Annotated in this window: 11 protein-coding genes and 1 pseudogene; 11 read left to right on the forward strand and 1 reads right to left on the reverse strand. The window is 71.8% G+C overall.

Features of this window, described 5'->3' with window-relative positions; genetic code table 11:
• From G3I42_RS04960 to G3I42_RS04980, 5 genes are all read left to right on the forward strand, one after another.
• Positions 1–316 (forward strand): laccase domain-containing protein (locus G3I42_RS04960; RefSeq protein ID WP_164282723.1); only part of this gene is annotated, 316 nt, incomplete at its 5' end.
• Between the two features lie 6 nt (positions 317–322).
• Positions 323–1,057, forward strand: coding sequence for a YggS family pyridoxal phosphate-dependent enzyme (locus tag G3I42_RS04965; protein ID WP_164282725.1), 735 nt, complete (start codon positions 323–325; stop codon positions 1,055–1,057).
• Positions 1,058–1,181: 124 nt separating this feature from the next.
• A complete protein-coding gene (gene sepF, locus G3I42_RS04970; protein ID WP_007828255.1) occupies positions 1,182–1,790 on the forward strand; it encodes a cell division protein SepF in 609 nt (202 codons plus the stop codon).
• 68 nt (positions 1,791–1,858) lie between these two features.
• A complete protein-coding gene (locus G3I42_RS04975; protein ID WP_007828256.1) occupies positions 1,859–2,143 on the forward strand; it encodes a YggT family protein in 285 nt (94 codons plus the stop codon).
• 55 nt (positions 2,144–2,198) lie between these two features.
• Positions 2,199–3,578, forward strand: a complete 1,380-nt coding sequence (locus tag G3I42_RS04980) for a DivIVA domain-containing protein (protein ID WP_164282727.1) — start codon at positions 2,199–2,201, stop codon at positions 3,576–3,578.
• Between the two features lie 176 nt (positions 3,579–3,754).
• Here the strand turns inward: G3I42_RS04980 and ileS are convergent, their stop codons facing one another.
• Entirely contained in the window at positions 3,755–6,901 is a 3,147-nt protein-coding gene (gene ileS, locus G3I42_RS04985) for an isoleucine--tRNA ligase (RefSeq protein ID WP_164282728.1), read from the reverse strand.
• A 558-nt stretch (positions 6,902–7,459) separates the two neighbouring features.
• Here ileS and G3I42_RS04990 point away from each other — a divergent pair.
• The 6 genes and pseudogenes from G3I42_RS04990 to G3I42_RS05015 all read left to right on the forward strand — a co-directional run.
• Entirely contained in the window at positions 7,460–7,885 is a 426-nt protein-coding gene (locus G3I42_RS04990; RefSeq protein WP_343244457.1) for a TraR/DksA family transcriptional regulator, read from the forward strand.
• Between the two features lie 192 nt (positions 7,886–8,077).
• A complete protein-coding gene (gene lspA / locus G3I42_RS04995; RefSeq protein WP_343244458.1) occupies positions 8,078–8,689 on the forward strand; it encodes a signal peptidase II in 612 nt (203 codons plus the stop codon).
• Positions 8,690–8,722: 33 nt separating this feature from the next.
• Positions 8,723–9,664: an RluA family pseudouridine synthase gene (locus tag G3I42_RS05000; protein ID WP_164282732.1), complete on the forward strand. Its 942-nt coding sequence runs from the start codon at positions 8,723–8,725 to the stop codon at positions 9,662–9,664.
• Positions 9,665–9,673: 9 nt separating this feature from the next.
• Complete coding sequence (locus G3I42_RS05005) at positions 9,674–10,177, forward strand: GNAT family N-acetyltransferase (RefSeq protein WP_164282734.1); 504 nt, start codon at positions 9,674–9,676, stop codon at positions 10,175–10,177.
• 165 nt (positions 10,178–10,342) lie between these two features.
• Entirely contained in the window at positions 10,343–11,929 is a 1,587-nt protein-coding gene (locus G3I42_RS05010) for a Na+/H+ antiporter (protein WP_164282736.1), read from the forward strand.
• Positions 11,930–12,504: 575 nt separating this feature from the next.
• Positions 12,505–12,853, forward strand: a pseudogene (locus G3I42_RS05015) (hypothetical protein); the annotation flags it as partial.

Below are 12,853 nucleotides of genomic sequence, written 5' to 3' on the forward strand. Positions count from 1 at the left end.
CGAGGCGATGCGGGGGCTCGGCGCCGAGCCCGCGCGGATCGTGGCCCGCACCGGGCCGGCGATCTGCGGGGCGTGTTACGAGGTGCCCGAGGCCATGCGCGCCGAGGTGGCCGCGCTCGCGCCCCGGGCGTACGCCGAGACAAGCTGGGGTACGCCGGCGCTCGACGTGGCGGCGGGCGTGCTCGCGCAGCTCGACGCGCTCGGCGTGCGCGACGTGCGCCGCTCGCCGTCCTGCACGCGGGAGTCGGCGGATCACTTCTCGTACCGCGGGGACCGGGTCACCGGGCGCCTCGCGGGCTACGCGTGGCTGGACTGATGGGGCATGACGGACTTCGGGGAACGTAAGGAACAACTCGCCGCGAACCTCGCGAAGGTGGAGGAACGGATCGCCAAGGCGTGCGCCGCGGCGGGCCGTTCCCGTACCGACGTGACATTGATCGCGGTGACGAAGACGTATCCGGCGAGCGATGTGCGTCTTCTCTCCTCGCTCGGCATCGAACAGGTCGGCGAGAACCGGGACCAGGAAGCGGGCCCGAAGGCCGCCGAGTGCGCGGACCTCCCGCTCACGTGGCACTTCATCGGGCAGTTGCAGACCAACAAGGCGAAGTCCGTGGCCCGGTACGCCTCGTACGTGCACTCCGTGGACCGCGCGCGGCTCGCCGCCTCGCTCGGGGCGGCGGCGGTGCGCGAGGGCCGCGAGATCGGCGCCCTCGTGCAGGTCGCGCTCGACGCCGAGGGCGATCCCGCGGCGCACGCCGGTCGCGGCGGGGCCCACCCCGACGAGGTCGTGGAACTCATGGACCGGATCGCCGCCACCGAGGGGCTGCGTCCCGCCGGGCTCATGACGGTGGCTCCGCTGGCCGGGCGTTACGCGGGTGACGCGCGCGCCGCCTTCGCGCGGCTCGCGGAATTGGCGAGCCTCGTGCGCGCCGCGCATCCGGCTGCCACGATGGTCTCCGCCGGGATGAGCGGGGACTTGGAGGAGGCGGTCGCGGCCGGGGCGACACATGTACGGATCGGCAGCGCGATACTCGGCACGCGTTCCCCCCTCGGGTAACGTCGCCAAGCAAGTCGGACCACAGCACAAAATATGGTCATTGCCCGTCAAAGAGGCGGAAAGACCACGTGGATCGCGGGCAGGTGGTCCTTGTCGATCCACCACAGAGCGGAGGACTCAGAGCATGGCCGGCGCGATGCGCAAGATGGCGGTCTACCTCGGCCTCGTGGAGGACGATGGGTACGACGGCCCGGGGTTCGACCCCGATGACGAGTTCGAGCCCGAGCCGGAGCCCGAGCGCGACCGCAGGCGGCACAATCCGCCGCACCAGGAGCCCGAACCGGACGAACCGGTGCGTTCCGCCCAGCCCCCGGCTCCGCGTGAACCCGTGTCGCTGCCCGTGGAGTCGGGCCGTCCGGCACGTATCGCGCCCGTGTCATCCATCACACCAGAACGTCCGAGCATGGAGAAGAACGCGCCGGTGATCATGCCCAAGGTTGTCTCGGAGCGGGAGCCGTACCGCATCACGACGTTGCACCCCCGGACCTACAACGAAGCCCGTACCATCGGGGAACACTTCCGCGAGGGCACGCCCGTGATCATGAACCTGACCGAGATGGACGACACGGACGCGAAGCGACTTGTCGACTTCGCGGCCGGTCTGGTGTTCGGCCTGCACGGGAGCATCGAGCGGGTGACTCAGAAGGTTTTCCTGTTGTCGCCTGCTAACGTCGATGTAACGGCGGAGGACAAGGCTCGCATCGCAGAGGGCGGGTTCTTCAACCAGAGCTGAGACCGAATGACGCACAACGGAACGGCTCGTGACGGCGGGCTCGCAGGACAGGGGAGTGGGAAGCGTTCATGAGCGTTGTGCTGGATGTGCTCTACATCGCGCTGATGTGTTTCCTGCTGGTCCTGATCTTCCGGCTCGTCATGGACTACGTGTTCCAGTTCGCCCGCTCCTGGCAGCCGGGCAAGCCCATGGTGGTCGTTTTGGAGGCCGCCTACACTGTCACCGATCCACCACTCAAGCTTCTGCGGCGGTTCATCCCGCCGCTGCGCCTCGGGGGCGTGGCGCTCGACCTGTCCTTCTTCGTACTGATGATCATCGTCTACATCCTGATCTCCGTCGTGAGCCGGCTGTGAGCGCGATGTCAACTACGTTCTTGCCGAATGCCGACGACTACGTTGAGGTGAAGAGATGCCATTGACCCCCGAGGACGTGCGGAACAAGCAGTTCACGACCGTCCGCCTCCGAGAAGGCTATGACGAGGACGAGGTCGATGCCTTCCTCGACGAGGTGGAGGCCGAACTGACCCGCCTCGCGCGGGAGAACGAGGACCTGCGGGCCAAACTCGCCGCAGCCACTCGTGCCGCCGCGCAGAACCAGCAGCAGAACATGCGCAAGGGCCCCGAGCAGCCGGAACGGCCGCAGGGTCCCGGGCCCGCCGCCATATCGGGTCCGCCGCAGGGGCAGCAGCACCCTGGACAGCCGCAGCACCCGGGGCAGCCCCAGCACCCCGGCCAGCCCCAGCACCCCGGCCAGCCGCAGCACCCCGGCCAGCCCCAGCACCCGGGGCAGCCCCAGCACCCGGGCCAGCAGCAGCACCCGCAGCAGCAGCACATGGGCGGCCCGCCCCAGCTGCCTTCCGGCGCGCCGCAGCTGCCCTCCGGCCCCGGCGGTCACGGCCCGCAGGGTCCCGGCCCGATGGGCCAGGGTCCGATGGGCGGCCCGCAGGGTCCCGGTCCCATGGGACAGATGGCTCCGCAGGGTCCTGGTCCGATGGGCCAGCAGGGTCCCGGCCCGATGGGGCAGCAGGGTCCCGGTCCGATGGGGCAGCAGGGTCCGGGCCCGATGGGCCAGGGTCCGATGGGCGGCCCGCAGGGGCCGATGGGCCAGCCGCAGCAGCAGATGGTCGGCCCGCTCGGTCACGGCGGCCCGCAGCTGCCGCAGCCCGGCCAGGGTCCCGGTGGCGACAGCGCCGCGCGTGTCCTCTCGCTCGCCCAGCAGACCGCCGACCAGGCGATCGCCGAGGCGCGTTCCGAGGCCAACAAGATCGTCGGCGAGGCCCGCAGCCGCGCCGAGGGTCTGGAGCGGGACGCCCGTGCCAAGGCGGACGCCCTGGAGCGGGACGCGCAGGAGAAGCACCGTGTCGCGATGGGCTCCCTGGAGTCCGCGCGCGCCACGCTGGAGCGCAAGGTCGAGGACCTGCGCGGCTTCGAACGCGAGTACCGGACACGGCTGAAGTCGTACCTGGAGTCGCAGTTGCGCCAGCTGGAGACGCAGTCGGACGACTCGCTCGCCCCGCCGCGTGTCTCCTCGACGCCGTCGCTGCCGCCGTCCCCCTCGCCCTCCATGGCCCCGGCCGGTGCGCCGTCCTTCGGGGGCGGGCACAACGGTCCCGGCCCGATGGGCGGTCCCACGCCGCCTTCGGCCGGTCCCTCGTACGGGGGCGGGCAGCAGCAGATGTCCCCGGCGATGACGCAGCCGATGGCGCCGGTGCGGCCGCAGGCGCCGCAGCCGATGCAGCAGGCGCCGTCGCCGATGCGGGGATTCCTGATCGACGAGGACGACAACTGACGGGGCGTCTTCGGGCGTAGACGTCGGTGTTCCCGGCCCCCAGGTCTTTGACCTGGGGGCCGGTCGGCGTTGCGGGGCTCCGCCCCGGACCGCGCTCCTCGATCTCCCCCAGCCTTCGGCCGGGAGGTACCCCCGGAGGGGCTGGATTTGTCCAGTCCCTCCGGCGATAAGGGCCTTCAGCCCACCTTGTGCAGCGCGAACGTGAGCCCGAGGCCCGTGTCCTCGAAGGGCTTGCCGTAGAGCTCCGTCGGCTCGCCCTCCGCGTAGTCCGTGGCCAGGACCTCGTCCGCGATCAGGCTCGCGTGCTCGCGCAGGGCCTCGGCGAGGGCGGGGTCGTCGGTGGTCCAGCGCAGGGCGATGCGGTCGGCCACGTCGAGGCCGCTGTTCTTGCGGGCCTCCTGGACGAGGCGGATCGCGTCGCGCGCGAGGCCGGCGCGGCGCAGTTCCTCGGTGATCTCCAGGTCGAGGGCGACCGTGGCGCCCGCCTCGGAGGCGACCGCCCAGCCCTCGCGCGGGGTCTCCGTCAGGAAGACCTCCTCGGGCGAGAGGACGACCTCGGCGCCGTCCACGAGGACCGTCGCCGTGCCCGTCTCGCGCAGGGACGCCGAGAGCGCCGCCGCGTCCGCGTCGGCGACCGCCTTCGCGACCGCCTGCACGCCCTTGCCGAACCGCTTGCCGAGCGCGCGGAAGTTGGCCTTCGCGCTCGTGTCCACGAGCGAGGCACCGACCTCGCCGAGCGAGGCGAGCCCCGCCACGTTCAGCTCCTCCGCGATCTGCGCCCGCAGTTCCTCGCCCAGCGTCTCGAAACCCGTCGCCGCGATGAGCGCGCGGCTCAGCGGCTGCCGGGTCTTGACGCCCGACTCGGCGCGCGTCGCGCGGCCCAGCTCCACGAGCCGCCGCACGAGCGCCATCTGCCGCGACAGCTCCTCGTCCACGGCCGAGAGATCGGCCTCCGGCCAGGACGCCATGTGCACCGACTCGGGCGCCGAGGCGTCCACCGGGACGACGAGGTCCTGCCAGACCCGCTCGGTGACGAACGGGACGAGCGGCGCCATGAGCCGCGTCACCGTCTCGACGACGTCGTGCAGGGTGCGCAGCGCCGCCTTGTCGCCCTGCCAGAAGCGGCGGCGCGAGCGGCGCACGTACCAGTTGGAGAGGTCGTCGACGAAGGCGGAGAGGAGCTGCCCGGTGCGGTGGGTGTCGTAGGACTCCAGCGCCTCGGTGACCGAGGCGGTGAGCTGGTGCAGCTCGGACAGGAGCCAGCGGTCGATGACCGGGCGCTCGGCGGGGGCCGGGTCGGCGGCCGAGGGCGCCCAGTTCGACGTACGGGCGTACAGGGCCTGGAAGGCCACGGTGTTCCAGTACGTGAGGAGCGTCTTGCGGACGACCTCCTGGATCGTGCCGTGCCCGACGCGGCGCGCCGCCCAGGGCGAGCCGCCCGCGGCCATGAACCAGCGGACCGCGTCGGCGCCGTGCTGGTCCATGAGCGGGATCGGCTGGAGGATGTTGCCCAGGTGCTTGGACATCTTCCGGCCGTCCTCGGCGAGGATGTGGCCGAGGCACACGACGTTCTCGTAGCTCGACTTGTCGAAGACGAGCGTGCCGATCGCCATCAGCGTGTAGAACCAGCCGCGGGTCTGGTCGATCGCCTCGGAGATGAACTGCGCGGGGTAGCGCGCCTCGAACAGCTCCTTGTTGCGGTACGGGTAGCCCCACTGCGCGAACGGCATCGAACCCGAGTCGTACCAGGCGTCGATGACCTCCTCGACGCGCTTCGCCCGCGCACCGCACTCGGGGCAGGCGAAGGTGACCGCGTCGATGTACGGGCGGTGCGGGTCCAGGCCCGACTGGTCGGTGCCGGTCAGCTCGCTCAGCTCGGCGAGGGAGCCGACGCAGGTCAGGTGGTCGTCCGGGCAGCGCCAGACGGGCAGCGGGGTGCCCCAGTAGCGCTTGCGCGAGAGCGCCCAGTCGACGTTGTTCTTCAGCCAGTCGCCGAAGCGGCCGTGCTTGACGTTCTCCGGGTGCCAGTTGGTCTTCTCGTTCTCCTCCAGGAGCCGGTCGCGCACGGCGGTCGTGCGGATGTACCAGGAGGGCTGCGCGTAGTAGAGCAGCGCGGTGTGGCAGCGCCAGCAGTGCGGGTAGCTGTGCTCGTACGGGACGTGCTTGAAGAGCAGGCCGCGCGCGCTCAGGTCGGCGACGAGGTCCTCGTCGGCCTTCTTGAAGAACTGGCCGCCGACCAGCGGCACGTCCTCGGCGAAGGTGCCGTTGGAGCGGACCGGGTTGACGACCGGCAGCCCGTAGGCGCGGCAGACGCGGAGGTCGTCGGCGCCGAAGGCGGGGGACTGGTGGACGAGCCCGGTGCCGTCCTCGGTCGTCACGTACGTGTCGTTGACGACGTAGTGCGCGGCCTCGGGGAAGTCGATCAGCTCGAAGGGGCGCTGGTAGCTCCAGCGCTCCATCTCCGCGCCGGTGTACCGCTCGCCGGTGGCCTCCCAGCCTTCGCCGAGGGCCTTCTCCAGGAGCGGTTCGGCGACGAGGAGGCGTTCGGCGCCGTCCGTCGCGACGACGTAGGAGACCTCGGGGTGCGCGGCGACGGCGGTGTTCGAGACGAGCGTCCACGGCGTGGTCGTCCACACGAGGAGCGCGGTGTTCCCGGCGAGCGGGCCCGAGGTGAGCGGGAGGCGCACGTAGACCGAGGGGTCGACGACGGTCTCGTAGCCCTGCGCCAGCTCGTGGTCCGACAGGCCCGTCTCGTCCTTCGGGCACCAGGGGGCGACGCGGTAGTCCTCGACGAGGAGGCCCTTGTCGAAGATCTGCTTGAGCGACCACCACACGGACTCGACGTACTCGGGGTCCATCGTGCGGTAGGCGTGGTCGACATCGAGCCAGTAGCCCATGCGGGTCGTCAGCTCGGCGAAGGCGTCGGTGTGGCGGGTCACGGACTCGCGGCACTTCGCGTTGAACTCCGCGATGCCGTACGCCTCGATGTCCTTCTTGCCCGTGAAGCCCAGTTCCTTCTCGACCGCCAGCTCGACCGGCAGGCCGTGGCAGTCCCAGCCGGCCTTGCGGCCCACGTGGTAGCCGCGCATCGTGCGGTAGCGCGGGAAGACGTCCTTGAAGACGCGCGCCTCGATGTGGTGCGCGCCCGGCATCCCGTTGGCGGTCGGCGGGCCCTCGTAGAAGACCCACTCGGGGCGGCCCTCGGACTGGGCGAGCGTCCTGGCGAAGGTGTCGCGCTCGCGCCACAGGTCGAGCACCTCGTGCTCAAGGGCGGGGAGGTCCACCTGGGCGGGGACGGGTCGGTACTGCGGCGGGGTCGTCATGGGGCTCGCTGCTCCTCCGGCGGATCTGCTTTCCGTCGGAGGGACGAGAGCCGACGCGCTCCCGCGGTACCACCCTCCTTGGCCACCGGGCGACTGCCCTGCGGCCCCCTCATTGGGTCCGCGAAGCCGGTTCTACGGCCGCGGGGCACTCACCCCTGGCTTTCCTCCGGCGGCTCCGGGGGTGATCTTCGCGCCGCGCGTGCCCCCGGGCTTCCACCGTCCCCGGGTCGCTCCTGGCCGCTTCTCGGCGCTACTCGTCCCCATCCACACCTGTGTTTCGCTGCCGCAAGTGTACGGGTACGGGGTGGGCGGGCCGCCACGGCTTTACGCGGGGCCGGTGACCGTGCGGGGGCGGGGCCCTCCGGGGGAGGGCGCACGGGGGCGCGTGGCGGGCGGGGGCGGCGTGGCCCGTTGCCGAGCGGGGGATGTCGATTTATCGTCCCACCACCGTGTGTGCGGGGCTGTTTCGCGTACACGGGGGCAGGAACGAGGAATATCGCAGGCCGGTCCGGTGCTGCGTCTGCGGCAAGCGGTACGACGAAGGTGATGGAGGAGATCGTGCCCACTACGCGCGGCGGAGCGACGGACCCCGCTGAACTGGCGGTACGCCCTGGGGAGGACCCCTGGACGGCTGAGGAGGCCGCCGAGGCGAGGCATGGCCTGGAGCAGGAGATCGCCGGGCTGCGGGCCGAGCTGGAGACGGCCGAGGCGGACCTCGCGAGCCTGATGCGGGACTCCGCGGACGGCGCGGGGGACGACGAGGCGGACACCGGGACGAAGAACGTGACCCGGGAGCACGAGCTGGCGCTGGCCGCGGGGTCGCGGGAGCGGCTCGAACAGACGGAGCGGGCGCTGCGGCGGATGGACGCGGGGACGTACGGGGTGTGCGAGAACTGCGGGAAGGCGATTGGGAAGGCGCGGATGCAGGCGTTTCCGCATGCCATCCTGTGCGTGGACTGCAAGCAGAAGTCGGAGCGGAGGTAGGGGGCGGGAGGGAGCGGGGCTTCGCCCCGGCCCCCGTTCGGGGCTCCGCCCCGGCCCCCGTTCGGGGCTCCGCCCCGGGCCCGGTTTCGGGGCTCCGCCCCGGACCCCGCTCCTCAAACGCCGGAGGGGCTTCATTTTCGCTTCTTGACGTACCCTCGGAGCCATTGGGTTCATCGGGTTTGAGGACGTTACGTGGCTGAGGCGGGGCGCACCATCGAGAGAGTTTCGGCCGAGCGGGTGGGCAAGGGGCCGCGGCGCGTGCTCGCGCTGTTCGTGGTGGCCGTGCTCGTGTACGTCGTCGACCTCGGGAGCAAGCTGCTCGTCGTCGCGAAGCTGGAGGGGCACGGGGACGGGTCCGTGCAGGTCATCGGGGACTGGCTGCGGCTCACCGCGATCCGCAACTCCGGGGCCGCCTTCTCGATGGGCGAGGCGTACACGATCGTCTTCACGATCATCGCCGCCGGTGTCATCGTCGTCATCGCCCGGCTCGCCCGCAAGCTGCACAGCCTGCCCTGGGCCATCGCGCTCGGGCTGCTCCTCGGCGGCGCGCTCGGCAACCTGACCGACCGCGTCTTCCGCTCCCCGGGGGTCTTCCGGGGCGCCGTCGTCGACTTCATCGCGCCCAAGGGCTACGCCGTCTTCAACCTCGCGGACTCCGCGATCGTGTGCGGCGGCATCCTCATCGTCCTGCTCTCCTTCCGCGGCCTCGACCCGGACGGCACCCGGCACAAGGACGAGAAGGACGGGAAGGACATCGAGGGCGAGGAGAAGGCGGGCGAGGACGCGGGCGAGCAGCGCCCGTAACGGCCGCCCTCACCCGTCCGGCATACTCGACGGGTGAGCGCTATTCCCGAGGTCCGTACCCTTCCCGTCCCCGACGGCCTGGAGGGCGAGCGTGTCGACGCCGCCCTCTCGCGCATGTTCGGCTTCTCCCGCACCAAGGCCGCCGAGCTGGCCGCGGGCGGAAAGGTGCAGGTCGACGGCTCGGTGGTGGGCAAGTCCGAGCGGGTGCGCGGCGGGGCCTGGCTGGAGGTCGAGATGCCGCAGGCCGCGGCGCCCGTCCGGATCGTCGCCGAGCCCGTCGAGGGCATGGAGATCGTCCACGACGACGAGGACGTCGTCGTGATCATGAAGCCGGTGGGCGTCGCCGCCCACCCCAGCCCCGGCTGGACGGGCCCGACCGTGATCGGCGGCCTCGCCGCCGCCGGGTACCGCATCTCCACCTCGGGCGCCGCCGAGCGCCAGGGCATCGTGCACCGCCTCGACGTCGGCACCTCCGGGCTCATGGTGGTCGCCAAGTCCGAGCACGCGTACACCTCGCTGAAGAACCAGTTCCGTGTCCGTACGGTCGACAAGCGCTACCACACGCTCGTCCAGGGCCACCCCGACCCGACCTCGGGCACCATCGACGCGCCCATCGGCCGCCACCCGCAGCACGACTACAAGTGGGCCGTGACCGCCGACGGCAAGGCGTCCGTCACCCACTACGACCTCATCGAGGCGTTCCGCGCCGCGTCCCTCCTGGACGTCAAGCTGGAGACGGGCCGCACCCACCAGATCCGCGTGCACATGTCCGCGCACCGCCACCCCTGCGTTGGCGACCTCACCTACGGGGCCGACCCCACGCTCGCCAAGCGGCTCGGCCTCACCCGGCAGTGGCTGCACGCGGTCCGTCTCGGCTTCACCCACCCCGGCACGGGCGACTGGGCCGAGTACACGAGCGAGTACCCCGAGGACCTCCAGCGCGCGCTGGACCGGGTCCGCGCCGAGAGCCGCTGAGGAGGCTTCGTGAACAACGCGACACTGGCCGAGGGCACGCTGGCCGACGGCACCGCGTACATCGTGCGGCGGGCGGAGAGCGACGAGGACCGCGCGGCGTGCTTCCTCGTGCGCAAGGAGGTCTTCGTCCAGGAGCAGGGCGTGCCCGAGGAGCTGGAGTACGACGCGCTCGACGACGGGGCCGCGCACGTCCTCGCGCTCGCCGAGGACGGCACGCCGCTCGGCGCCGGACGGCTGCTGCACGGCGAGGCCGCGTGGGAGCCGACCGGGCACACGGAGGGGGCCGGTTCGCTCGGCCGGCTCGCCGTGCGCGGCGCGACCCGGGGCGGCGGGGTCGGGGCGGCGCTCGTCACCGGCATCGAACGGCTCGCCGCCGGGCTGGGCCTCACGAGCGTCGACCTGCACGCCCAGACGCGCGCGCTCGGGTTCTACGAGCGGCTCGGATACGTGGCGTACGGGGGGACTTACCTCGAAGCCGGGATCGAACACCGGGCGATGCGGAAGGCTGTCTGAGGCCGGGGGCCACCGGTCGCGTGACCGGGCGGGCCGCCACCCACGTGTTCGGTAAAGAAACACCCATGGGAGGGTAGGGGGACCCCTCAGGGGGTGATTCCCCGTGGGGATCGGCCCTGGTGGAGGGGTGGCCCGTACGTCCGAGCCCCCTGGGAGGCCCCCGCCGTGGACCAATTGGCACTGCTGATCCTGCTGCTGCTCGGAGCCGTGCTCACGGTGCCACTCGGGGACAAACTCGGACTGCCCTCCCCGGTGCTCATGACACTGCTCGGGGTCGTCCTCGCGCTGCTGCCCTTCGTGCCGAACGTCAGCATCCCGCCCGAGTTCATCCTGCCGCTCGTGCTGCCGCCCCTGCTCTACGCGGCGGTGCAACGGACGTCCTGGCGCCAGTTCGCGGCGAACAGACGGCCGATCTTCCTGCTCGCCGTCGCGCTCGTCTTCGTCACGACGGTCGCCGTCGCCGCCGTGGCCAGCGCCATCGTCCCGGGCCTCCCGCTCGCCGCCGCCGTCGCGCTCGGCGCGCTCGTCGCGCCGCCCGACCCGGTCGCCGCGACCGCCGTCGCGGGCTCGCTCGGGCTGCCCCGTCGCCTGGTCTCGATCCTGGAGGGCGAGGGCCTCTTCAACGACGTCACGGCGATCGTCCTCTACCACGTCGCGATCGGCGCGGCGGTCGGCGGCAGCTTCTCGCTCCCCTCGGCCGTGGGCCTCTTCTTCCTCTCGGCGGCCGTCGCCGTCGCGGTCGGTCTCGCGCTCGGCTGGCTCACCAGCCGGCTCCTCGACTTCCTCGGCGATGCGACCCTCCAGACCGGGCTCACCCTCCTCGTCCCCTTCGTCAGCTACGTCCTCGCCGAGGAGCTGCACGGCTCGGGCGTGCTCGCCGTCCTCACCACCGCGCTCTTCCTCTCCGAGTACGCGCTCGACGCCGACGACGTGCTCGGGCGGATCACCGGGCAGACCTTCTGGCAGGTCGTCGACACCCTCGTCACCGGGATCGCCTTCGGGCTCATCGGCCTCGAACTGCACACCGTCTTCGGCACGGCCGGCGACCGGGTCTGGGAGATGATCGGCTGGGGCCTGCTCGTGGCGGCCGTCGTCATCGGCGTACGGTTCCTGTGGCTGCTGCCCGCGAGCTGGCTGGCGCAGCGGCTGCACAAGAAACGCGACGTCGCCGAGGACATCCCGACGAGCTGGCGCGAGACCGTCGTCATGTGGTGGGCGGGGATGCGGGGTGTCGCCTCGGTCGCCCTCGCGCTCGCCATCCCGCTCACGACGGACGCGGGCGACGCCTTCCCCGGGCGCGACGAACTCGTCTTCATCGCCTTCTGCGTCATCATGGTCACCCTCGTCTTCCAGGGGCTCACGCTGCCGTGGCTCGTGCGGAGACTGGGCGTACGGGCCGATACGGACGCCGAGCGGCAGATCGAGCACGACCTCGCCATCCGCGCGGCGAAGGCGGCCCGGCGCAGGCTCCACGAGATCGAGGGCGTCCAGGACCTTCCCGACGACGTCATCGAACGCCTCCAGCGCGGTGCCTTCGACATCGGGGCGCGGATCAGCCCGGAGATCCTGGACGACGAGCGGCGCGAGCACCTGGCGCAGCGGGTGGAGCGCGTGCGGGCGTTCAGGAAGGTGCAGAAGGAGATGATGTCGGCGGCGCGGCACGCGGTGTTGTCGGCGCGGAGTGAGCCGGGGTCGGACCCGGAGATCGTGGACCGGGTGTTGCGGCAGCTGGACGTGCGGTCCTTGCATTGACGGGTCGCTTGGCCCGGGCCGCGGGTTCGGCCTCGCGGGGCTCCGCCCCGGGCCCCGCTCCTCAAGCGCCGGAGGGGCTGAATTATGGGGCGCTGCCCCGGGCCCCGCTCCTCAAGCGCCGGAGGGGCTGGATTATGGGGCGCTGCTCCATGCCCCGCTCCTCAAGCGCCGGAGGGGCTGATTTATGGGGCGCTGCTCCATGCCCCGCTCCTCAAGCGCCGGAGGGGCTGGATTGTGGGGCGCTGCCCCATGCCCCGCTTCTCAAGCGCCGGAGGGGCTGATTTATGGGGCGCTGCCCCATGCCCCGCTCCTCAAGCGCCGGAGGGGCTGGATTGTGGGGCGCTGCCCCATGCCCCTGCTCCTCAGGCGCCGGAGGGGCTTATTTTGTTCTCCTTGCGGCTATAAAATCTCAACTCCGCTTTGTGCCAAGGGGGTTGGGCATGGTGAGACGGGGGTCGGACGGGCTGGTCCTGTGCCGGAGACCGCAGCGGGCGCGGGTTCGGGCGAGTTTGGGGATTCAGGCGCGGATCGAGGGGCTCGTACGGGACTTCCGCGGGGGTGAGCCGCTCGTTCCGATGTTCGTGCTGCACGCCGAGGAGAGCGGCGGGGACGAGCGGGTGAACCGCGTCCTCGACGACGTCCTGGCGGTGCAGGTCGATCACGGGAGCCGGTGCGCCGTGCTCGATCCGCGGGCGCCGGGCCCCGAGCAGCCCATCGGGCCCGGCGGGGACCGGGCCCGCGCCGCCCTGCTGCTCCAGGGGATCGACACGCCGCGGGCCTGGGGCGACTCGGTGTGGCCCCGGGTGCCCGGCGTCCCGTACCGCCGCTACCGCTTTCCCCGGCTGCGGCTCGTGCACGCCATCGCCGACGCGGTGCGCGAGGTCGACCAGCAGGGCGAGGCCCGCGTCGACGCGGCCGCCGAGC

The sequence above is a fragment of the Streptomyces sp. SID11385 genome, from assembly GCF_010548245.1.
In the GTDB taxonomy this organism is placed as follows: Bacteria; Actinomycetota; Actinomycetes; order Streptomycetales; family Streptomycetaceae; genus Streptomyces.

What these genes read in the sequence shown, in the direction of transcription:
- G3I42_RS04965 (WP_164282725.1), top strand. Translation starts at nt 323, where the DNA reads ATGACGGACTTCGGGGAACGTAAGGAACAACTCGCCGCGAACCTCGCG.
- sepF (WP_007828255.1), top strand. Translation starts at nt 1,182, where the DNA reads ATGGCCGGCGCGATGCGCAAGATGGCGGTCTACCTCGGCCTCGTGGAG.
- G3I42_RS04975 (WP_007828256.1), top strand. Translation starts at nt 1,859, where the DNA reads ATGAGCGTTGTGCTGGATGTGCTCTACATCGCGCTGATGTGTTTCCTG.
- G3I42_RS04980 (WP_164282727.1), top strand. Translation starts at nt 2,199, where the DNA reads ATGCCATTGACCCCCGAGGACGTGCGGAACAAGCAGTTCACGACCGTC.
- ileS (WP_164282728.1), bottom strand. Translation starts at nt 6,901, where the DNA reads ATGACGACCCCGCCGCAGTACCGACCCGTCCCCGCCCAGGTGGACCTC.